The following is a 22523-nucleotide window of genomic DNA, read 5'->3' as shown; positions in this document are numbered from 1 at the left end:
GACACATCATGACCATCGACAAGGCTGAGGTGATCGTCACGAGTCCTGATCGGAACTTCGTGACGCTGAAGGTCACGACCGCGGACGGGGTGACGGGGCTCGGGGATGCGACGTTGAACGGGCGTGAGCTCGCCGTCGTCGCGTACCTGACGGAGCATGTGGTGCCGTTGTTGATCGGGGCTGATGAGTCCCGCATCGAGGACACGTGGCAGTTCCTGTACCGGTCGGCCTATTGGCGTCGTGGGCCGGTGACGATGGCGGCGATCGCTGCGGTGGATATGGCGTTGTGGGACATCAAGGGGAAGGTTGCTGGGCTCCCGGTGTACCAGTTGCTCGGCGGTGCGTCGCGGAACGGGTTGATGGCGTATGGGCACGCGTCGGGCAAGGAACTGCCAGAGCTGTTCGATTCGATCCGTGCGCATCAGGAGCAGGGGTATCGGGCGATCCGCGTGCAGACGGGGGTGCCCACACTCAAGGCGATCTACGGCATCGCGTCACAGTCCGCTGACACGGGTGGGGGAGAAGCCCGGTACGACCATGAGCCGGCGCGTCGTGGCGCGAAGCCGGTGGAGGAGGATTGGGACACCCGCGCGTATCTGACCCATCTGCCCGGTGTGTTCGAGGCGGTGCGGAACGAGTTCGGTGCTGATATCCCGTTGCTGCATGACGGGCATCATCGGATGACGCCGATCCAGGCGGCCCGGTTGGGGAAGGATCTGGAGCCGTATGACCTGTTCTGGTTGGAGGACTGCACGCCGGCGGAGAATCAGGAGGCGTTGCGGTTGGTGCGTCAGCACACGACGACGCCGTTGGCGATCGGGGAGATCTTCAACACGGTCTGGGATTTCAAGGACCTCATCCGTGACCAGCTCATCGACTATGTCCGTGGTGCGGTCACGCACATGGGTGGGATCAGTGCGTTGAAGAAGACTCTCGACTACGCGGCGATGTACCAGATCAAGTCCGGGATGCACGGCCCGACCGACATCTCCCCTGTCGGGATGGCCGCGGCGATGCACCTCGGGCTCGCGATCCATAACTTCGGCATCCAGGAGTACATGCAGCACGGCGCGAAGACGGATCAGGTGTTCCAGCAGTCGTTCATCTGGAACGACGGTTACCTTCACCCCGGCGACGCACCGGGTCTCGGAGTGGAGCTGAACGTCGATGAGGCCGGGAAGTACCCGTACGAGCAGGCCTACCTGCCGTACAATCGTCTCCTTGACGGCACGGTCCACGACTGGTGAGTGTCCTAATGACTCGTCGGGTCGTCGTGATGGGCGTGTCCGCGGCGGGGAAGTCCACTGTCGCTCGACTGATCGCCGAGCGGATCGGCGCGGACTTTCTCGACGCGGACGACCTGCATCCCGCGGCGAACCGCTCGAAGATGAGTGCGGGGGTACCTCTCGACGACGACGACCGCGCGCCGTGGCTTGATCGTGTCGCGCGGGAGATCGGGTTTCGAGGGGACGCGGGGGTGGTGATCGCTTGCTCGGCACTGCGGCGCCGTTACCGCGACCGGATCCGGGCAGGTGCTCCTGGCATCCGCTTTGTCCACCTCCACGGGAGCGAGATCCTCCTCGCCGAGCGCGCCGCCGCGCGCACGGATCACTTCATGCCTTCATCGCTTCTCGCGTCGCAGATCGCTACGCTCGAACTGCTCGATGCGGATGAGGATGGTGTGGTCCTCGACGTGGCGCCGGCGGCGGACGCCGTCGCTCAAGCCGCCGTCAAATGGCTCGATACGCGCAGCTCATGACACGCTAGGAGCTGGGAGGAACCATGGATGACGAACTGCCGGCCGACATCGCGTTGCGCATCCGCAAGCGGGGTGGCGTCGCGACCATCTACGACATCGCCGAACTCGCGGGGGTGAACCCGTCGACGGTGTCGCGCGCGCTCAGTAAGCCGGGGCGCGTGAGCGAGAAGACGGAGGCGCGGATCCGTGCGGCCGCCGACCGATTGAACTTCCAGTTCAACCCCATGGCTAGGGCGCTTCCGACGGGGCGCAGCCACACGCTCGGCCTCATCGTGGCCGACATCACCAACCCGGTCATCTTCGGGATCGTCCGCGGTGCCGAGCACGCGGCGGCCGAGGCCGGGTACACGCTGGTGATCGCAGAGTCGCAGGAGTCAGGTGAGGCCGAGGACCAGGCCGTGTCGCGACTCGTCCCGAGTGTCGACGGGCTGATCCTCGCGACGACGCGACTGCCGGACGAGCGGATCTCGCACCTCGCCGAGCGCAAGCCCATCGTACTCATCAACCGTCATATCGACGGAGTGGCGGGTGTGCTCCCCGATGTCGACTCCGGCGTGAGGGAGCTCGTCGACCATCTCGCCGACCTCGGCCACGAGTCGATCGCCTACCTATCGGGCCCGGTGACGTCGTGGATCTCCCGGCGCAGGTGGGAAGTGCTCCTGGAGGCGACGGAATCAAAGGGCATCGGACTCGTCGAGATCGGCCCGCTCAGCCCGACCATCGATGGAGGCCACGAGTCGCTGCGGCGCGTCCAGGCGGCGCGTGCGAGCGCGGTCATCGCGTTCAACGACCTCATGGCGATCGGGCTGATTCAGGCGGCATCGGCCGGCGGAATCGCCGTGCCGCAGCAGTTGAGCATCGCTGGGTTTGACGACATCTTCGGGAGCGAGCTGGTCGTTCCGGCGTTGACGACCGTGCGTGCGCAATTGCAGCTCGCCGGGGAACTCGCCGTCGGGCGCATCTTCGAGGCGCTCGGCGAGTCGTCGTCTAACGTGGACGATGGGCCGCTCGCCACCACGCTCGTGGTGCGGGGGAGTACGGGAGCGCCGGCAGTGCAGTGAGGAAGCGTCTCGCCTTCGGCGAGGCAACCGATTGCCAAAGGGTTGGATCTCTGGTTTGATGGAAGTGCCTCGACATGGAGGCGACCAGAGGAGCATTCGATGATGAGAGCGACGACGCGGACCCGTCGGGGCCGGCCATGAGCGAACCGCTGACCAAGGCGACGGGCGAGGAGTCCCGCTGGACCTCATCGGTGGCCGTGCACTACGACGCGAAGCGGCCGCTCTCACGATACATACGCTGGTATTTGCTGCTCTCGCTCGCGGTCTCTGCGGTCTGGGCTGCCACGAACAGCATCCTCATGCCGAACCAGATCCAGCTCCTCGAGCTCGGTTCGTTCTTCCATGGTGCTGATGCGGGGGTCGACCTGCAGGCCCTGACCGAGCTCGGCCGGTTGGTCGCCGACGGCACCGTGCAGCCGACCGCCGACCAGACCCGTCAGCTGGGGCTCCTCGCCGACTTCGAGGCGGCACGGGCCGCCGGGCTCGCGCTCGTGACCACCACCAGCGCCATCGTCGTGATGATCCTGCACCCCGTGATCGGCGTGCTCTCCGATCGCACGCGCTCTCGCTTCGGGCGTCGAGCCCCGTGGATCCTCTACGCCGGTCTCTTCGGCGCCGTGATGCTCGCCGCCGTCCGCTATGCGCCATCCGTCGCCGTGCTCGTGGTGCTGTGGACCATCACCGAGCTCTCGCTGAACGTCGCTGGGAACCCGCTGCAGGCGACGGTCGCCGACCGCGTGCCGAGGGATCGCCGTGGCCGCGTGACCTCGTGGACGAGCATGGGCTCGATCATCGGCGGAATCCTCGGCGGCATCGGCGCAGGCGCGTTGTTCGGCATGATCGGCCTGGACTTCTATCTGATCCTCGGACTGCTCGTGGCGATCGCCACGGTGCTCTTCGTCGTGCGCAATCGCGACACGTCGTCGGTCGACCTCGACCGCGAGCCGTTCGCATGGGGTGCGTTCATCCGGGGGTACGCGAGTGCGCTGAAGGCGCGCAACTACCGTTGGCTCTGGCTCTCCCGTGTGCTGTTCTTCTTCGGATACAGCACGTCGACGGTGCTGAGCCTCTACATGCTGCAGAGTTACGTGACACCGGCGCTGAGCGCGGAGCAGGCATCCGCGACGACGCCGCTCCTCGGCATCGCCGGCATCCCGTTCACCCTGCTTGCCGTCGCGATCTCCGGCCGGCTGTCCGACCGGCTCGGGCGGCGCAAGCCCTTCATCGTCGTCGCCTCCGGCCTCATGGCTGCGTCCATGGCGATCCCGCTGCTGTCGCCCACCCTTCCCGCGCTGTTCGCGCAGGCGATCCTGACAGGGCTCGCCTTCGGGATCTACCTGCCGGTCGACAACGCCATGTTCATCGATGTGCTCCCCGATCCGTCCAAGGCGGGGCGCGACCTCGGGCTCGCCATCGTAGCCATGAACCTCGGGCAGGCGCTCGCGCCAGCGCTTGCCGCTGTGGTGGTCGCCATCACCGGCGGATACCAGCTCGTCTGGGGGGCGGCGCTGGTGCTCGTGGCGCTCGCGACGCTCACCGTGGCGCCGATCAGAGAACGGAGGGCGTCGGATGCCTAGGTGGGGAATCATCGGAACCGGCGACATCTCGGATCGTGTGGTCGCGGACCTGCTCGGCGTCGGGGGAGAGGTCACGGCGGTGTGGGGTCGTTCGCCGGCGCGCGCTGCGGATTTCGCGTCGAGGCACGGTATCCCGTATTCGTCAGCGGGCCGTGCGGAGATGCTCACGCGCACTGACATCGACATCGTCTACATCGCGACTCCTGTTGACACGCACACCGCGATCACCTTGGAGGCGCTCGACGCGGGGAAGCACGTGCTCGTCGAGAAACCGATCGCCACTTCAGCTGCGGAGGCGGAGTTGCTTTTCGCGAAGGCGCGCGACGTCGACCGCTTCCTCATGGAGGCGATGTGGATGCGGTTCAATCCGCTCCATGTCGAGCTCATCGATCGCATCGCTCGTGGCGAGATCGGAGCCGTGCGCAGCGTGAGGGCGAGCTTCGGCACGCCGTTCCACCCGCGTCCGGGCAAGGAGCGACCAGAGGACGGTGGCAGCATCGTCCGGGATCGCGGCATCTATCCGGTCACCCTCGCGCACTGGTTCCTCGGCGAGCCGGCGCACGTCTCAGCAGACGGAGTCGTCTCGGACGGTGTCGATCTCTCGGGGCACGCGACTCTCGAACACGCTGACGGCGGGTTCGCTCAGCTCGCCTGGTCGGGCGTCGAGTTCCTCGATCTGTCGGCCGCCGTGAGTGGAGAGCGCGGGTGGATCACGATCGACCCGATGTTCTGGGCGGGTGGCAACGCCCGCATCCACGCGGGGAGTGCCGAGCGCATCTTCCGTGACCCGGAACGCGTCATGCACCCGCGCGTCGGGAACGGCTACGGACCGATGCTCCTGGCTGTGATCGAGGCGGTCGAGGCGGGTGAGCGAGAACACCCCTGGCATGACGCGGCCACGACGATCGCAGTGACCGCGACGCTCGACCGCATCCTCGCCGACATCTCATCCGCGCGCTGACCGCGCGCGTCCATCACCGCAGCATCAGGAGGAACTCCATGGACATCGCAGGCAAGGTCTTCGTCGTCACCGGCGCAGGCAACGGCATCGGACGAGAGGTCGCGCTGCGGCTCCTCGCCGAGGGGGCATCGGTGGCCGGAGTCGACCTCAACGCCGCAGGACTCGAGGAAACGGCTGGGCTCGCCGCGGCTGGGACCCGCTTCACCGGGCATGCGGTGAACATCACTGACAGGGACGCGGTCGATGCGCTCCCTGGTGAGGTGGTGTCGGCGCATGGGCAGGTCGACGGCGTCGCGAACATCGCGGGTGTCATCCAGAAGTTCGTCAAAGTCGTCGACCTGCCGTTCGCCGAGATCGAGAAGGTCATGAACGTGAACTTCTGGGGTGTCATGAACGTCTGCAAGGCGTTCCTGCCGCACCTCATCGACCGCCCAGAGGCGTCGCTGCTCAATGTCGCGAGCATGGGTTCGTATGCCCCGGTGCCAGGTCAGGCCGTCTACGGCGCCTCGAAGGCGGCGGTCAAGCTGCTCACAGAGGCGCTGTACGCCGAGTTGCTCGACACGAGCGTGCACGTGACGGTGATCTTCCCGGGTGCCATCGCCACCGGGATCGCGGCGAACTCGGGGGTGGACCTCGGAGGAGACGCCTCGGCGAAGAACAGCACGCACAAGACGACCACACCGCAGGAGGCCGGTCGCGTGATCGTGGAGGCCATCCGAAAGAACCGGTTCCGAGCGACGATCGGCTCGGATGCAGCGGCGATGGACCGCATTTCGCGGCTCAATCCGAAGTTCGCGACGACGCTCATCGCGAAGCAGATGGGCGATCTGCTGGACGCGTGAGCGATTCCTCAGCCCGTGGCGCCGGGGCCGGCGCCACGGGTGTCGGCTGTGACCCTCTGGAGCTCGCGGTTGATGGCGCGCAGGCCGCGTTCGAGGGACTCCAACTCGGCGACGTCGAGGCCCTCGAGCACGTCCGTTCCCATCTCCGGGCGGGTGGCCATGAGCTGCGAGATGACGTCGCGACCCAATGCCGTCGGGGTCAGTCGGCGTACCCGCTGATCGTCGGGGTCGACAGCCCGGGCGATGAGGCCCTGATCGACGAGGCGCTCGACGACCTTCGACATCGTAGCGAGAGAGACCTCGAACGCGGCAGCGAGGTCGGTCGTGGAGCGCTGATCGGCGACGACGACGGATGTCAGCACCTTGAGCTGTTGGATCGTCAGCTGCGTGCTGAGGAGCGAGCCCACCATCCGCGGGAGGGAGCGCACCGAGATCGCGAGCGTCAGAGCGTCGATGTTCGCCTTCGCTGCGGTGCGTCTGCTGTCGTTCGTCACGTCAACACCGTAACCGGTCGCCGGGCGCTGAGCGGACTCTCAGGAAAAACTAGTTAGCTTCAAGCTAACCTTTGGAGAACAAGACCGATCCGGAGTTGTGTCGGGCTCAGCCCCCACGCTCCCGCGTGTGCTCCATCGGCTGCGTCCGGCTCCCGGAGAGTGGAGGGCGGACACATGACCGAATCGCAGATCGACGTCTCGCAGGACGAGCTCGAGCACCTGCAGGAGCTGCGGGAGCGTTACGCTGCCGAGCGCGACCGGCGGATCCGGCCGGACGGAGCTGTGCAGTACCGCACGGCTCGCGGCGAATACGGCTACTACGCGCGGGATCCGTACACGGAGCGGACCCATCGAGAGCCGCGAGAAGACCATGTCGACGTGCTCGTGATCGGCGCCGGATTCGGCGGTCTGCTCGTGGGGGCCGAGCTGCGCGACGCCGGCATCGCCTCGATCAGGCTCATGGATGAGGCCGGCGACGTCGGTGGCACCTGGTACTGGAATCGCTATCCAGGCATCCACTGCGACATCGAGTCGTACGTCTACATGCCCCTCCTCGAGGAGACGGGGTACATGCCGACCCGGCGGTACGCGCCAGGGGAGGAGATCCGGCAGCACGCCGTGCGCATCGCCCGCCACTACGACCTCTTCCGCGACTTCCTCGGCCACACCAGGGCGACAGGACTGACATGGGATGAGAGCGCCTCGGACTGGATCGTCGAGACCGACCGAGGGGACCGCTTCCGTGCCCGACACGTGATCACGTCGTCCGGCACGCTCACCCAACCGAAGCTCCCCGGCATCCCAGGCATCGAGGCGTTCCGCGGGCACACCTTCCACACGAGTCGCTGGGACTACGCCTACACGGGCGGGACAGCAGACGGCGGTCTCGATCGGCTCGCCGACAAGCGGGTCGCAGTGGTGGGCACCGGAGCCACCGGGCTGCAAGTGATACCCAATCTGGCGGAGAGCGCCAGGCAGCTGCTCGTCTTCCAGCGCACCCCATCGACGGTCGATGTCCGTGACAACCGCGACACCGACCGGGAATGGGCTGCCGCGCTGCAGCCCGGCTGGCAGCGGGAACGGATGGACAACTTCCTGTCCGTGCTCGCGGGCGAGACGGTGGAAGGTTCGCTCGTCGACGACGGTTGGACCGCAACGCACACTCTGCAGCGCGCGATCATCTCCGGAGCCGTGTCCGATGAGCTGCCGGAGGCCGAGCGCTCACTGCACGACGAGCTCGTCGATGCGGTGACGATGGACAGGATCCGGAACCGTGTCGATGAGATCGTGAGCGACCCGACGGTCGCCGCGACCCTCAAGCCCTGGTACCGCTACATGTGCAAGCGCCCCGGGTTCAGCGACCTGTACCTGCAGGCGTTCAATCAGCCGAACGTCCGGCTCATCGATACGGCGGACACGCACGGCATCACTGCCCTGACCGAGAACTCGATCGTCGTCGGCGACGACGAGTACGAGGTCGACTGCATCATCTTCGCCACCGGATTCGACGTCGGCGTCTCCGGCGTCATGTCAGGCACGCTGCCGGTGATCGGGCGCGACGGCCGTTCACTGCTCGAGGCGTGGGCGTACGGTCCGCGCACCCTGCACGGTTTCGCCACGAACGGGTTCCCCAACCTGTTCCAGCTCGGCCCGACGCAGAATGCGAACTCCGTCAACTTCGTGCACATCCTGCAGGAGCAGGCTGTGCACATCGCCGCGATGATCGCGCGTGCCGAGCAGCAGGGTGCTCGCCGCATCGAGCCGACCGCCGAGGCGGAGGACGAGTGGTGCCGCACGGTCTTCGAGACCGCGCGCGACACGTCGGACTTCCAGGCGCAGTGTACGCCCGGGTACTACAACGGCGAGGGCACGCGCTCGATCGCTGGCTTCACGTACTCTCCGGGGCCGGTGGCCTTCCACCGCCTGCTGCGCGAATGGCGGGCGGGTGACATGGCGGACGTCCTGGTGCTCACCGACGACGACGAGAGTCTCCGTGCCGGCATCCGGGCTGAGGTGTCAGCATGAGGGCCCGCATCGGTGCACTCGCGGTGCTGGGAATCGGGGTGCTCCTGGTCGCGTGCGCCCCGACGTCCTCGGGTGATGACACGGGGGAGTCGCCTGCGACGGTTCCGGACGAGCAGGAGTCGACCGAACTGCTCCAGGTCTCGGAGCCTCACCAGATGACCGGCGGGACGCTCCTCGAGGGGCCCACATTCCATAAGGATAGCGACCTCTTCCTGGTCGATGTGATGGCACCCGCCGGTGCGGCCAAGGTTCTCCGTGTCGACGTCGACGAGGCTGAGGTCGCCGGCGTCTTCACGGATGAGGTGAGCGCGTTCACCTCGGCGCAGTTCCACCCTGTCGACGGCCGGCTGTACCTCACGGACTTCCTCGGTGGCGGCATCCTCAGCATGACCGCCGACGGAGAGGATGTGCGCACCGAGTTCGCCGGCGACGTCGAGGGGGTGCGAATGCTGATCGACGACATCGCCTTCGCGCCGGACGGCACCATGTTCGTCACGGACACCCGTGGCATGGACGGTCCCGGTTGGGAGACGCCTGGCAGGGTGGTCCGAGTGGATGCCGAAGGCGACGCGAGCGTGATCGCCCGGGATCTGCCCTCGCCGAACGGGATCGTCTTCGATGAGGAGGATGCCGGGCTCTGGGTGGCGCAGTACAACGCGAATCGCATCGACTACTTGGGGCTCGATGACACACGTACGTCCGTCGTGTCGGCGTATCCGGCGATCCACGTCGACGGCGGCATCGGGCGCATCGATTCCACCGCCGTCGATGCTGACGGGAACATTTACCAGGCGTTTCACGAGAAGGCCGAGATCCTCGTGTTCGCGAAGACTGGCGAGAAGATCGGCACGATCCGCGTGCCGGGTGAGGGGCTCGAGTCGGCCACGAACATCGCCATCCGCCCCGGCGCGACCGACGGCTACCTCGTGGTCAGCGGCCCTGCCGGGGGCTTTGTGCACACCTTCCAGGCGTATGGGGAGGGGATTCGTCAGTCCAACGGCGGCTGACTGCCGCGGCGCGAAACGATCTGCGGAGGAACCGACCGATCCTTTCCTTTCTCGCATGCGTCATGACGTTCCACGGAGCGTCATGACGCATGCGAGCTCGAAGCTGCTCCGACAACTCGTCGTCCACGTTCACGCTTTCGGCTTCACTTCGCTGTCGGCGCACGAGAGCTAGTCCATGGGGGTGAACGTGGCAGGGCGCCCTCAGCCGACCGGCCTCTGGACGATCACGGATGCCGTGCCCTCGCTGATTCCCTCGACCCGGTCAGTGACGGTGATCCTCCCTAAGGTAATCGGTCGGATGATTGCGAGGCCTCTCCCATCGGACAACGCCAAAGTTCCAGAGTCTACGGCCGCGGGCATGCGTAGACAGCTCGGCTTCTTTGGCATGGTGGGGGCCTTGCGATGTGGAGCGGGTGAGCCCTGTGTCAGCTGGCGGGAGCGACTGAGGTCGATACCCGGTGCTGACCGGGGCCTAGCTCCCGTCTCTCGTCGAGCAGACGCACCTCAGCGGTCGTGCCGAACGGCACCGTGATGTCCAGGTCGATAGCGTCGCCGTTCTGCTGCCAGTGGGCGCTGATGGCCCCGTAACGGGTAATGAGCGAGCCTCTCGCGTGGGTGAGCCCGCCGCCGGGCGTGGGGGAGACGGCGAATCGTCGGTAGCCCGGTTCAAGAGGGCGGACGCCTACGATGCCTTCGAACAGCCACTGTGCGACGGAGCCGAACGCGTAGTGGTTGTGGGACATCTTCGCATTGCCCTTGCGGTCGTATCCCTCCCACGTCTCCCAGACCGTGGTAGCGCCCCGCCCCAACTGGTGTAGCCAGGAGGGCGGCGCCGTCTGCAGCAGCACGTTGTACGCGGCATCCGGCCGCCCGATCTCCACAAGCACGGGCAGCAGCAGCGGCGTGCTGAGGAACCCCGTGCCGAGGCGCCACTGCCTCTTCTCTAACAGCTCCAGCAGTCGGTCGCCGGCGAGTTTCCTCTCCTCGGGCTCGAGCAGGTCGAGGGCCAGGGCACGCACGTAGTCGTCCTGCTTGTCGATCCCGATCCGCGAACCGCCGGAACGAACGAACGCGGCGCGGTACGCCTGCCGCACGTGGTCTGCGAGCTTTGCGTATCGGCGTGCGTCCTCGTGCTCCCCGATCAGCTCGGCCGTGCGTGCGAGTATCCGGGCTGAATGCGCGAAGTACGCGGTCGCGACCTCGGCCGGCGGGCGGACGATGTTGCCCGCCATCTGGGTGATGATGCTCTCTCCCGGGCGTAGCCACTCGCCGTAATGCACCTGGGTGTCGATCACGTAGCGCTCGAGATCGCCCGCGCGGCGGCCGAATCGGCGCACCTTGCCGGAGGTGGTGGCGGCGATATGGGTGAGAGCGTCGACCCACGTGCGCATTGACCCGTACTGCCGACGCAGTACGGCAACATCGTCGAAGTAGGTGTGCAATGTGTTGGGGAGAATCGTCGCGGTATCGCCCCACCCCGTCGCGAACCGCATCGCGTACTGGGTGTCCTTCCCTCCGCTGAAAACAGACGACTCACGGGGGATGATGGTGGGGATCCCGCCATCATCCAGCTGCTCCGCGGCAAGGTTGCGCAGGTAGCGGCGTAGGTACTGGTCGGCGTCGACCATGATTGAGGCGGTCGGGCCGAAGATCTGGATGTCGCCGGTCCACCCCGAGCGCTCGCGCGTGGGGCAGTCGGTGGGGGTGTCGAGGAAATTCGACCGCAACGACCATTCGACGTTCGACCAGAGCTGATTCAGGCCCGCGTGGGACGACTCGAAGGTGCCCGTCTGGCGCAGGGGGGTGGACATGACCACTCCTGTGACGGCCTCGACAGTGAAACTCGGATCATCGGCGAGCGATTCGATGGTGAGGTAGCGGAAGCCGTGATAGGTGAACCACGGCAGGTAGTCGGTGACCTCGGTGCCGAGGATCACCTCATCGCGCTGGAACCACTCCTTCGAGCGTCCTCGGAAGTCGAGGTAGTGTACGTCGAGCTCGCCGTCGGGCGTGAGCACCTCGCTGTAGGACAGGCGTATGGTGGTGCCCGGGGTTCCGGCGAGGCGGACTCGAGCGACGCCGGTGAAGTTCTGCTGGAAGTCGACGAGTGTGACGCCCGCCGGGGTCGTCGTGATGATGCCTGGCAACTCCGAGATCGCCTCGAGACGCTCGACCTCTTCGCCGATCAGGCTCCGCTCATGTGGGGGCAGGATCACGGCGGGGCGAGCGTCGATCGGCGTTGTGGATCCGGCGGTGAAGTCCACGCGCAGGTCGACACGTTCGCCGTGCTTGGGGTCGGCCGTCGAGATACGCCCGGCACCGACCTGCCACGAGGTGTCGGAGGAGATCACGATGTGGGAGCCGTCGGCGAGCTCCGCTTCGATCTGCACGATCACCGCGAGCCGGTCGCCGAACAGTCTGCCGTGGGACTGGAACCCGTTGCGCCCCCGGTAGCGGCCGTCCGCGACCACGGTATCGATGACGTTGCGTCCTTCCCGCAGCGCGTCGGTGACATCGTAGACTTGATACTCCACGTACTGGTCCAATGGGGTCCACCGCGGCACCAGTGCGTGACCTGTCACGTCGGTGCCGTTGATGAACAGTCGATACCAGCCGAGGGCGCTTGCATAGGCGCGAGCTCGCACGACCGGGGCGGGCAGCGTGTCCACGCCCTGAAAGTATAACGTGCGCAGCGAGTCAGTGGGGGCGTCATCGGTGATCCAGCTCGCCGCCCATTCATCAGTCATGATGCCCGTCTCGAACGCTGCGGGCATTGACCACTCGGTCGATCCCTGGCTATCGCCGATGCGCACCCGCCACGCGTATTCCGCCTTCGGCAACAGGGATTCGCCCTCGTATTGGACCCCGAACGGGCGGGGCGAGTGCTGTCGGCCCGGCTGCCACACGACCCGCCCTGCGCGGTCTGTCACCTCGACTTCGTACCATTCCTGCGCCAACTCTGGGGTGTGCCAGGAAAACTCCGGTTGTGACACCTCGAGCCCCAGAGGGGCTTGACGTCCCTCGGTACGCAGGTCGGTGGGCGCAGGGTATTCGGCAGGCATGACTTCTCCTTCGAAGCGGTCGGGACACGTTTGGGTGTGCTGACACTTTAGCTTGATATTGTCGTCACGCCAATATTTAGCGAATCTCACGATTCAGTAAAAAGTCACGCCGGCGGCGGAGGAGAGGGGGTGTTGTTCGGAGGCGTCCATGGCCGTGGCGAGCTTCACCAGAAGTCGCCCCAGCTCTTTTTCATCATTCTTGGTCCACCCCCCGGCTGATGGACTGTTCAAGTCGTGGGTGGCGTCGAGGATCCGGCGGGCGACGTCCCGACCGTTCCGGGTGAGCGCGACAACGACGGCGCGATTGTCTGAAGGGTCCGCGACGCGCGTCACCAAGCCGGCCGATTCCAGGCGGGCAACGAGCTTGCTGATGTTCGACTTCCCCGTATCAATCGCGTCCGCGAGGTCTGTGGGGCGGGCGACGCCGCGGTAGATCAACTGATTGATCACGAGGAAGGCGGGCACATCTCCCTCAAGGGGAAACTGAGCGTCGGCCATCAGTTGTTCTCGGAACCGCGTGGATGTTCCCCACGTACCGATCGCGAACCACGCGGTGAGCATGCTCGGCCCATCGCCCCCGATGAGCGGCGCCAGTTCCTGGGGCGACAGCGCATCCGGCGCAGTCAGATTTCTCGGTCTAGGCACACGGACCCCTTTCGCCTCGGCTCCCTAGCACTCTAGACAACGTGGTGCGTGCCGCCACGAGCCACAACAAAGCATCGGGAACACGCGCGTTGACTGGTTCTATCGAGTGACGGGCGTGCCAGCTCCCTCCACTCGCTCCTCGGCGGCGAACTCGTCATGCCTATCACGGGTGCGGAACACGATCCACGCCCAGGCGCACCCCACAAGCGACAGCGCGGCGAGCACTCCGTAGAGAATGCTCGGCCCAGCCGCGAGGACCACCGGGGTGATCCCCGCGACCAGCGCGGCGACGAAGCGGGCCACCGAAATGATCGCACCTTGCGCGGTCGTTCGCAGGAGTGTCGGGAACGATCTCTGCGTCCACACCTTCATGATCCCCTCGAAGGCGAAAGCGGTGCCGACGGCTGTGAAGAGAATGCTGACAAGATAGGTCGCGGCACTGACTCCGAATAGTGCGAGCGTGAGCGGGCTGAGCACCTGCAGGACGGCGCCGATCGTGAAGTACCGGAACCGGACCGGTTTGTCCGCGATCTTCATGAACCACAGCGAGGCGATGATCGAGATCGGCAGAACCGGAAGGCCGATGAGCGCTGCCGTCTCCAGCGATACACCACCGAAATTGACCAGGACGTAGTTGCCGTACTGGCCAGTCGTGTTGGCCACCAAATTAGTGAGCGTGTAGAAGACGATCAACGCGACGAACGGCGCCGCATATGGGGCGCGTAGCAGGTCGCGCACGTGAGCACGGTCTGCCCGGACAGTAGGTACGCCCCGAGAACGTTCCACTCGCGCTGCCCTCCATGCTTCAGACTCGGGGATCGTGAGTCGCCCGACGAGCACGAGAGCAGTCACCGCAGCGAGGGAACCGAAGATAATCTGCACTCCGGTCATCCCTTGGCTCGCCACAGCAGAGCCGAGGAGCGACGCAACAACGGCTCCGGCAAGCCATAAGAGGTTCGAGAACCCGAGAAGCCTGCCCCTGTTCTTGTCCGTCGCCGCTTCCGAGATTGTGGACAGCGATACGGGCAAGTCAGCACCTGTTCCTAGACCCAGAAGGATCGCACCCCCGAGTAGCACAGGGAAAGAAGGGGCGAACATCAATGCCAAGAGAGCGACGATGATCATGACCATAGTGATGGTGAAGACAGGCCGGCGCCCCCAACGGTCGCCCAACCTTCCTCCAGCAATCGCACCAATCGCGACGCCCATCGTCAATGCCCCCGATGCGATACCGACCTGGAGCTCGTCGAGTCCGAGTACGGCCTGGAAGATGATGATCGTGATGCCAAAGCTCACGATCGCTGCCGCGTCGATATATGACGCCATGCCAGACACGACGCCAACCCACCAAGGACGGGGAAGGCGAGGCGAAGGTGCCGGAACGTTGGACATGCTTCTCCTTTGAAGTCTGTGGACCAAGCCACGATGGTCGACAACACATTAAATGAATATTGTCTTCGAGACAATACGTGTGTCACGAGTCGGCACGGGGCGTTGGGTCTTCGCGCGGGTTCAGACCGCAGTCGTGGCAGAGACCGCCAGGGTGGTAGCCCACGGGTCGCGGAACCGTAGCGTGGCCCGTCGTCTGCGGCCTCAACCTTGGGGAAATGTAGCCGATCGGCGATCGCGCGAACGTCCTCGGGGTAGACACGCGAATGCGGACATCTCCAAAACCGAGCGTCGCCGTACGGGGCCGACTCCTGCGCGGTACCAGGCGTTCATCCCGATGTGGGGGTGGTAGCCGTCGGCGGAGACGAACAGAGCGGTCGGGATGTCGCTGACCTGGAGATGGATATCTCTGATCGCCGCAGTGATGCCGTAATCTGACAGGGGCGGGCAGTACCACTGCTGCATGAAGGCGTTCGGTTCGACCGGGTTCGCGGCCATCGTCACGAGGCCCTCCTGCGACACCGCCCATCGGTCACGCGACTGATCGTAGTACGGCTCGAGTCCGTTGCCTTCGGGGTCGATGAAGTAAGAACGCCTCGCTGACGAGGTGGTCTGATGTGTTGGCGAAGGTACTGCGGTGTGTTGCGCGATTGACAGTCTCGAGGAAGCGAGTTGGTGCTGATCCTCGAACATGATCGCGGTGTGATGAGCCTGGCGCTTCGGCGATCGAAGGCCTGAAGGTTGCGCTGGTGGCGTAGCACCAGTATCGGCATCCTTCCGCGCCCCAGGGTCGCGGTCGCCCCTTACTGGTCGCTGGCATTGAACGCCACCGCGCAGTGGAATAGGAGGTGTCCATGCGCGTTGAGCCCGCCGCGAGCCCCGCAGTGGACGTCGCGGTTGGTTGCCAGCCTGCGGTCGGGGAGGCGGTGGTCAGCTCCACACGAAGAATCCGAGCCAGGCTGCCGCTGCCGCGACCAGCAGCAGCACAATGTTTACCGGCACTGCCTTGCGCTCCTTGCGCATGAGGTGCGTGAGGGCCGCGCCGACCTGCACGAGCGCGAGGCCCATGGCTGCCCACGGTGCCAGCATCGGTGCGATCTGAAGCAGGGGTGGCAGGATGAGCCCGATCGCGCCCAGTACCTCAACGAAGCCGACGGCCTTGACCGACCAAGACGGGAAGTCACCTGCCCAGGCCATGCCTGAATCGGCCAGCTTCTGCGGCGACCTGGCGAGCTTCTGTCCACCTACGTACAGGTGGAATACGGCGAGCAGTCCCGCGATGATCCAGTAGGCGATCAGCATGATGTCTCCTTCGTCTCAGGCAGGCGGTTCAACGGACCAACGCGAAGCCACCGGTCCACGGGGTCTTCTTGGCGGCGGCGAGGGTGATCTGCAGGAACGCGAGAGCCTCCAGTTCACGGGCGCGCTTGAGCGAGCCGGCGTCTACTGCCTCCAGTCCGCCCGCGGTTGCGAGGTCGATCACCGCTCGCTTCGCGTCAGCATCGTCTCCAGCGACCAACACCGTCGTCGTGAGGGACCCGACCTGGCCGGTGGCGATGGTTGCGCCGAGGTTCGCGTTGAACGCCTTGACGACGCGAGCCTGTAGAGCGGTATCTTGGATGATTTGCGCGGCAGACGACTCCCCGGGGACGACCAGGTTGTCGAAGGTCGCGAAGTCAATCGGGTTGGTCACATCGATCAGGATTCTCTCGGTGAGCTGATCCGCGTACCGGGCCAGGACTTCGGCCACTGCCGGGTACGGCACAGCCAGCACCACGATCTCGCCCGTGATTGCGTCGCCTACTCGGCCCGCCTTTGCGCCCAGCGGCGCCGTCAGCGTTCTCGCCTTCTCCACGTCGCGGGCCAGCACCTGCACCTTCACTGCCGCCTTCGTCGCCAGATCCGCCACCGCTGCAGCGATGTCCCCAGCGCCGATGATCGTGACTGCAGTCATCACATACCTCCAATAGTTGATGCGTCAAGTTTAATAAGAACACGCCGCTTACAGCTTGATGCGTCAACCAAATAAGATGCATCTTATGAGACGTCGAGTGCCCCGGATGGACGAGGGTGAATCCCGTGCCTGGGTGGGCCTCACCGGTGTGCTGCAGCTGTTGCCGGCGGCGCTGGAGGCGCAACTCCAGCGGGACGCCAAACTGACTCACTTCGAGTTCGTCGCGCTCTCGGTGCTGCGGTTCGCTCCGGGGTCGACGGTACGAATGAGCGCCCTGGCGACTGCGACCGACTCCTCGCTGACGCGGTTGTCCCATGTGTGCTCGAGGCTGGAGAAGCGTGGCTTAGTCGAACGTTTCCCGTCTCCACAGGACAAGCGGGCAACTGATATCCGCTTGTCTGCGCAGGGGCGCCGCGAGCTAGTCCTCGCTACGCCTAATCACATTGCGAACGTCCGGCGCCTGGTCATCGATGTACTCACGCCTGAGCAGCTCGAGTCGCTCGCCGACATCACCGAGACAATCCTCGCGCAACTCGTCGACGATGCCGACTGCGAGGCAGAGTTCGCGGGGGTCTGAAGGTCGGAAGCTATGCGTCCTGCTGACCAACAGCGTCCTCGTCGCGTTCTTATCGAGTATGACGAGCGTCGCCGATGCGGGGCGTATGGGATGTATGTTGATTGTCGCATCAATCAATTGTCATAGGGAAGGGGTATCACACATGGCTCGAATTACCGTTCTGGGGGGCAGCGGCTACGCAGGAGCAGGCGTCGCCGCCGAAGCACGCAAGCGCGGCCACGAGGTCACTGCGGTCAGCCGTAGCGCGCCGACCGCGCCCGTGGCCGGCGTGGATTACATCGCGGGATCAGTTCTGGACGACGACGTGCTGGAACATGCCATCTCTGAGCGGGACGTTGTGGTCGTCGCGCTCTCCCCACGGGGCGGCTTAGGCGACCAGCAGGAGACCGTCGTTCAGACGCTCATTCAACGCCTCGCCGGCACTCCGACCCGCCTCGGTTACATCGGTGGTGCATCCTCGCTGCTCACCTCGGCAGGTGGGCCACGACTGTGGGACGTCTCACACGCGGACATCCCTGCCGAGCAGAAGCCAGAGATCCAGACCGGACTCAACGTCTTTGAGCTACTCCAGAACAGTCCCGACACGCTCGACTGGTTCTATGTCAGCCCGCCGGCCGACTTCGGTGCCTGGCTCAACACCCCGTCCAAGGGTAACTACGTCCTTGGCGGGGATATCCTGCTCCGTGATACTGAGGGCAACTCCACGATCTCTGCCTCTGACCTTGCCCTCGCGATCCTCGACGAAATCGAAACTCCCGTCCACCACCGAGGCCGCTTCACCGCCATCCACTAGCCACCGTCACAGGAGTGCCGCTGAACCCTCGACCGTGGTGCCTCTGCTTCCGGCTCACCCCGCTGCAGAGGCACCTTCCCTTCGGAGGTCGGTACACGGCGCGGCAGACGACCAACATTGGCAGCCTCCGCCCGCGGGTCGGTTCTTCGCTGCCCGAACCAGGCGATACTTTCGGCGCAGCTGCCTTGCGTTCCGTCGGCATCACGTTGTGCGCTGTGGGTGCGCTCGAATGTGCTGTTGCGTTTCTCGCGGGGACTCACCGAAGCGTCGCCGGTAACCGACGGAGAAGCGTCCGAGGTGCGTGAATCCCCACTTCATCGCCGTGTCACCGATCGCGTCGACACCTGTTAGCAGATCGTTGCGCACGCGGTCGAAGCGAACGGCGTGGAGGTAGGCCATCGGCGACATCCCGACTTGTGCGCTGAACCCCTGTTGCAGACGTCGGCTGCCGACTTCTGCGATTAGCGCGAGCTCGGCAAGTGTCCAGGCCCTTTCGGGTGCCCGATCGATCGCTTCGATGGCGCGTTTCACGCTCCGCCACCGCGGTGGGGCTACTTCGTTTGCCAGTTCGGATGAGTACTGATGCTCGGTGGCACGGAGGAATGCGGCGATGAGTAGACGTTGAAGGTCCTCACCGTAGCCGCGCTGTGTAGCAAGCAGACTGTCCGCGGTGGACAGTTCGCGAAGCAGAAGCCCCAGTGTCGCAACCCAACTGCGTCCCGCAGGGCTCTCCAGATCGATGTCGGAAGCAATCATCGGCATGCCGACGGGGCGCCCGAGAAGCCGCGACAGTTCGCTTTCGAGCACCCCAGGATGAATCTGCAGACAGAGTACCGCCGCATCGGTGCCCCATGAGGGGATCAGGACGGGGTCCTGAGGAGCAGTGACGGCCACCATACCAGGGGTCATCTGGACCTTGCGTGATCCGAAGTAGCAGCCGATCTCGCCGCTGAGGGGGACGGCGAGGTGGTAGGCATTCTGTGCCGCGATCCGGAGTTGAGACTGCTCACCGAGTCGGATGTTCGCGAGCGTCAAGTGAGTCATGCGGACCCCGGACACGGAGGATATCCCTCGGTGGCGCGGGTGGTGCCCCACGGGAACGATCTCACCGGCGCGCTCGGTCTGGGGGGAGTAGAGCTTAGCTAGGGAGCGCTGCGCGCTCTCTAGCTGAGGTCCCTGATACAGCCGATAGCCGGAGAGCGCTTGTGCCTCATCAATGGGGATGGCAGTTGCGGTACTCACATCGCCTCCTTGCAATGCGAACGTTTGCAGAACGGTAGCACTGTCGAGCCTGCACGCCAACTGGAGGAGCTCATTGAGCCGCTGTCGATGGGGGAGATTGCTGCGCATACGGGATGAACCGTCGCAGAAGGGGGATATGGAGCTCACGGGCTGCCGCTTAGCGTTTGAGCAGTCGCGGCCGATCAGTGGTGCGCGTCGATGCGAAAGCCGTGGGCCGCGAAGGCCACTGGGCAGGTTCGCGTTGCACGACGTTCCATCGACGGTCGCTTTCCGACCGCGACACGACAGCCCAAGATAGCTCGTTTATTGCTGCCAGATGTCTCCTCGCCGCCCCAGCGGGGTCGACAAGTAGATGTTCAGAATCTTCAAGGAGTAGCGCATGACCAAGATCGTCATCGTCCTGTACCCGGACCCGGAATCGGGGTACCCCCCGCGCTACGCACGGGACGTCGTGCCCACAATTCCTTCGTACCCCAACGGTCAGACCGCCCCGACACCCGCTGCGATCGATTTCATTCCCGGTGAACTGTTGGGCTCCGTCTCCGGTGGACTGGGCCTCGTCGACTGGCTTCGGGGCCTGGGGCATGAGGTTGTGGTTACGAGCGATAAGGAAGGACCTGATTCGGAGCTTGACAAGCATTTGCCTGACGCGGACGTCGTGATCTCGCAGCCGTTCTGGCCTGCGTACCTCACCCCTGAGCGGATCGAACGCGCGACGCGGTTGAAGCTTGCCATCACAGCGGGAATCGGATCAGACCACGTCGATCTAAGGACGGCGATCGACAGGCGGATCACGGTCGCGGAAGTGACCTACTCGAACTCGATCAGCGTCGCCGAACACACCGTTATGCAGGTGCTGGCTCTGGTCCGCGATTATCTCCCGCAGCACCAGATCGTGCGAGACGGAGGATGGAACATCGCCGACGCTGTGCAGCGGTCGTACGACCTCGAGGGTCTCGACGTCGGGGTGTTCGCCGCCGGGCGAATCGGACGGGCAGTGTTGGAGAGGCTCGCTCCTTTTGCGGTGAAGTTGCACTACACAGACCGGTACCGGCTGCCCGAGGACGTCGAAGCACGACTCGGCCTGATCTGGCATGAGTCGATCGTCGACCTGGTCCCTCATGTCGATGTCCTCACCGTCCACGCCCCTCTGACAGAGGAGACGGAAGGCCTTATCGACGATGCGCTTCTGGCGAAGTTCCGCCGCGGCTCCTATATCGTTAACCCTGCCCGGGGAGCGATCGCGGATCGCGACGCGATCGTCCGTGCACTGGAATCTGGTCGTCTGGCTGGATATGCGGGTGACGTATGGTTCCCCCAGCCCGCACCAGCTGATCACCCGTGGCGCACGATGCCCCACCATGGTATGACTCCGCATACCTCCGGCACGTCTCTCTCCGCCCAGGCGCGCTACGCCGCGGGAACCCGAGAGATTCTGGAGGCGTTCCTCGCAGGAAAGCCCATTCGTTCGGAGTACCTGATCGTTGACGGCGGCGACTACGCGGGAACGGGCGCCCACTCCTACAAGACCCGCTAGCCTCACCGATTCGCTACACGGACAGTGCCCCTCGCACACCGGATAGATCGCCTGGCTGCCGGGAAGTGACACTGACACTCGGGTTGCAGACCCAGACCGACAACTGACCGCCAAGCTCAATGAGGAGAAGACCATGACCATCACCGACTCCACCGTCGAGAAGCGGCTCGCCGAGCAAGCACAGCGCAGCAGCAACTACGGCGAGAGAGCGCGCGACCTGATTCCGCTGCTCCGAGCGGGCGCGGAGCAGACGGAGAAGGATCGCCGTCTTGTGGAGACGTCGGCAAGGGCAATGCTTGATGCGGGGCTGCTGCACGCGTGCGCGCCGGGACGCGTTGGTGGGGGAGGGGGTGCTGCCAGAAGCCTGATCGAAGTCGTCTCCGAACTTTCGCGAGGCGAGAGCTCGGCAGGGTGGGTGGCGATGATCGCCAACATGACCGCGTGGACGATGGGGTTGCTGCCCGACGATGCCCGAGACGCGGTGTACGGGCCTGACCCCCACGCCGTCTCGATCAGCCAATTCGGTGCCGGCGGGAAGGGGGTCCAAGTCGATGGCGGATACCGTATCAGTGGGCGCTGGCCGTTCGCCTCTGGCAGCTTCCACGCGCAGTGGACTATCAGCGGGTTTCTCGTTGTCGACGAGGACGGCATTCCGCAGGAGATTCGTTGGGCCCTGATGCCTATCGAAGACATGGAGATCGAGGACACTTGGTATGTGACCGGCATGGCGGGAACCGGAAGCAACACGCTCGTTGGCAACGACCTCTTCGTTCCCGAGAGCTGGACGCTGACGGCAGACGCCTTCGCGGGGCGACGATTCCCGGCCTGGCACGACGATGAGACCAGCTACCGATCCTCGGTCAGCTCCATCGCCTGCCTCGGCCTCGCCGCGCCCCTGCTGGGTATGGCCGAGGCGATTTGGGATCTCACCGTCGAGTCGATGAATAAGGGACGAGCCATCTCCAACTGGGGATACGACGACGTACGCGATTCCTGGGGGTGGCGGTCCGCATTGGCTGAGGCCCGCAGTTCCATCGACACCGGGCGGCTTCTTCTTTTCCGCGGTGCCAGCGACCTGGACCTCGCAGCGGAAGAGGGGCGCGTACTGGACAACACCCAGCGCGCTCGCCTCAAGAGCGATCAGGCGCTGTCCACGTCGCACTTCCGCAACGCCGTTGAGAACCTCATGGACATCAACGGCACCCGCAGTTTCGCGCTCAGCAACCCCCTACAGCGGATCTGGCGCGACTTCGGCACCGCCAGCCGGCACGGCCTCAACAACGGGCCCCTGAACCGGGAAGCCTACGCGTTGAGTGTGACGGGCCTGGACATGCAGCAGTACGCCAACGTCCTGTGAACGGCGGGGGGCGAGCAACGCGCCGGTCCGTACAAGTCGCGCAAAGGGCTAGCGGGGCTCCGCGGCGCAAGTTGTAGTGCCCTGGGACGTTGTTTGATCCGGTTGTCGTGACGTGACGAGAATCTCTGGTCAGAGTGGAGCTGCCCCGCGACATCCGCTCACAACCTGGAGATTTTCGTGGGTCCTTTGTGCGGCGCCGACGATGCGGAGTCGCGCGGCACCGAGACGGCACTCGACCGGT

General features: G+C 65.1%; 19 protein-coding genes. 12 read left to right on the top strand and 7 right to left on the bottom strand.

Annotated features, from left to right (window positions below; genetic code table 11):
• The first annotated feature begins 8 nt into the window (after positions 1 to 8).
• From manD to ACIPY8_RS14830, 6 genes are all read left to right on the top strand, one after another.
• Positions 9 to 1247, top strand: a complete 1239-nt coding sequence (gene manD / locus ACIPY8_RS14855; protein ID WP_400819658.1) for a D-mannonate dehydratase ManD — start codon at positions 9 to 11, stop codon at positions 1245 to 1247.
• 29 nt (positions 1248 to 1276) lie between these two features.
• Positions 1277 to 1759 carry a gluconokinase gene (locus ACIPY8_RS14850; protein WP_400819655.1) on the top strand — a complete coding sequence of 161 codons (483 nt, stop codon included), beginning with the start codon at positions 1277 to 1279 and terminating at the stop codon, positions 1757 to 1759.
• 23 nt (positions 1760 to 1782) lie between these two features.
• Positions 1783 to 2820, top strand: coding sequence for a LacI family DNA-binding transcriptional regulator (locus ACIPY8_RS14845; protein WP_400819653.1), 1038 nt, complete (start codon positions 1783 to 1785; stop codon positions 2818 to 2820).
• A gap of 137 nt (positions 2821 to 2957) precedes the next feature.
• Positions 2958 to 4397, top strand: a complete 1440-nt coding sequence (locus ACIPY8_RS14840) for an MFS transporter (RefSeq protein WP_400819651.1) — start codon at positions 2958 to 2960, stop codon at positions 4395 to 4397.
• Positions 4390 to 5358, top strand: a complete 969-nt coding sequence (locus tag ACIPY8_RS14835; protein ID WP_400819648.1) for a Gfo/Idh/MocA family protein — start codon at positions 4390 to 4392, stop codon at positions 5356 to 5358. Before ACIPY8_RS14840 ends, ACIPY8_RS14835 begins: the two co-directional genes overlap by 8 nt.
• Before the next feature lie 38 nt (positions 5359 to 5396).
• Positions 5397 to 6200 carry an SDR family NAD(P)-dependent oxidoreductase gene (locus tag ACIPY8_RS14830; protein ID WP_400819646.1) on the top strand — a complete coding sequence of 268 codons (804 nt, stop codon included), beginning with the start codon at positions 5397 to 5399 and terminating at the stop codon, positions 6198 to 6200.
• Positions 6201 to 6208: 8 nt separating this feature from the next.
• On the opposite strand, the gene ACIPY8_RS14825 is transcribed toward ACIPY8_RS14830, so the two are convergent.
• The gene (locus ACIPY8_RS14825) at positions 6209 to 6694 is read right to left on the bottom strand and encodes a MarR family winged helix-turn-helix transcriptional regulator (RefSeq protein ID WP_400819644.1); all 486 of its coding nucleotides are present in this window, start codon (positions 6692 to 6694) and stop codon (positions 6209 to 6211) included.
• A gap of 174 nt (positions 6695 to 6868) precedes the next feature.
• On the opposite strand from ACIPY8_RS14825, the gene ACIPY8_RS14820 reads away from it, so the two are divergent.
• On the top strand, positions 6869 to 8719 hold the full coding sequence (locus tag ACIPY8_RS14820) for a flavin-containing monooxygenase (protein ID WP_400819642.1): 1851 nt from the start codon (positions 6869 to 6871) through the stop codon (positions 8717 to 8719).
• A complete protein-coding gene (locus ACIPY8_RS14815; RefSeq protein ID WP_400819639.1) occupies positions 8716 to 9726 on the top strand; it encodes an SMP-30/gluconolactonase/LRE family protein in 1011 nt (336 codons plus the stop codon). The genes ACIPY8_RS14820 and ACIPY8_RS14815 overlap by 4 nt, the downstream gene beginning before the upstream one ends.
• Before the next feature lie 425 nt (positions 9727 to 10151).
• Here the strand turns inward: ACIPY8_RS14815 and ACIPY8_RS14810 are convergent, their stop codons facing one another.
• The 5 genes from ACIPY8_RS14810 to ACIPY8_RS14790 all read right to left on the bottom strand — a co-directional run bounded on the left by ACIPY8_RS14810 (position 10152) and on the right by ACIPY8_RS14790 (position 16776).
• Positions 10152 to 12788, bottom strand: a complete 2637-nt coding sequence (locus ACIPY8_RS14810) for a family 78 glycoside hydrolase catalytic domain (RefSeq protein WP_400819636.1) — start codon at positions 12786 to 12788, stop codon at positions 10152 to 10154.
• A 93-nt stretch (positions 12789 to 12881) separates the two neighbouring features.
• Positions 12882 to 13349 (bottom strand): MarR family winged helix-turn-helix transcriptional regulator, encoded by a 468-nt coding sequence (locus ACIPY8_RS14805; protein WP_400819634.1) that lies wholly within the window; start codon positions 13347 to 13349, stop codon positions 12882 to 12884.
• Between the two features lie 183 nt (positions 13350 to 13532).
• A complete protein-coding gene (locus ACIPY8_RS14800; protein ID WP_400819631.1) occupies positions 13533 to 14825 on the bottom strand; it encodes an MFS transporter in 1293 nt (430 codons plus the stop codon).
• Between the two features lie 927 nt (positions 14826 to 15752).
• Entirely contained in the window at positions 15753 to 16124 is a 372-nt protein-coding gene (locus ACIPY8_RS14795; RefSeq protein WP_400819630.1) for a DoxX family protein, read from the bottom strand.
• A 28-nt stretch (positions 16125 to 16152) separates the two neighbouring features.
• Positions 16153 to 16776, bottom strand: coding sequence for an NADPH-dependent F420 reductase (locus tag ACIPY8_RS14790; RefSeq protein WP_400819627.1), 624 nt, complete (start codon positions 16774 to 16776; stop codon positions 16153 to 16155).
• A 106-nt stretch (positions 16777 to 16882) separates the two neighbouring features.
• On the opposite strand from ACIPY8_RS14790, the gene ACIPY8_RS14785 reads away from it, so the two are divergent.
• Positions 16883 to 17353: a MarR family winged helix-turn-helix transcriptional regulator gene (locus tag ACIPY8_RS14785; RefSeq protein WP_400819624.1), complete on the top strand. Its 471-nt coding sequence runs from the start codon at positions 16883 to 16885 to the stop codon at positions 17351 to 17353.
• Positions 17354 to 17495: 142 nt separating this feature from the next.
• On the top strand, positions 17496 to 18146 hold the full coding sequence (locus tag ACIPY8_RS14780) for an NAD(P)-dependent oxidoreductase (RefSeq protein ID WP_400819621.1): 651 nt from the start codon (positions 17496 to 17498) through the stop codon (positions 18144 to 18146).
• Between the two features lie 201 nt (positions 18147 to 18347).
• On the opposite strand, the gene ACIPY8_RS14775 is transcribed toward ACIPY8_RS14780, so the two are convergent.
• Positions 18348 to 19388 carry an AraC family transcriptional regulator gene (locus tag ACIPY8_RS14775; protein ID WP_400819619.1) on the bottom strand — a complete coding sequence of 347 codons (1041 nt, stop codon included), beginning with the start codon at positions 19386 to 19388 and terminating at the stop codon, positions 18348 to 18350.
• 379 nt (positions 19389 to 19767) lie between these two features.
• Between ACIPY8_RS14775 and ACIPY8_RS14770 the strand changes: the two genes are divergently transcribed.
• Together ACIPY8_RS14770 and ACIPY8_RS14765 are read left to right on the top strand one after the other, a co-directional pair.
• Positions 19768 to 20925, top strand: a complete 1158-nt coding sequence (locus ACIPY8_RS14770; protein ID WP_400819617.1) for an NAD-dependent formate dehydrogenase — start codon at positions 19768 to 19770, stop codon at positions 20923 to 20925.
• A gap of 133 nt (positions 20926 to 21058) precedes the next feature.
• A complete protein-coding gene (locus tag ACIPY8_RS14765; RefSeq protein ID WP_400819615.1) occupies positions 21059 to 22282 on the top strand; it encodes a hypothetical protein in 1224 nt (407 codons plus the stop codon).
• Positions 22283 to 22523: the final 241 nt, after the last annotated feature.

This window comes from Microbacterium sp. NPDC089696 (genome assembly GCF_044749125.1).
Taxonomy (GTDB): Bacteria; Actinomycetota; Actinomycetes; order Actinomycetales; family Microbacteriaceae; genus Microbacterium.
Note: the sequence above shows the minus strand (reverse complement) of the source record. Positions and strands in the feature narration are given on the sequence as shown.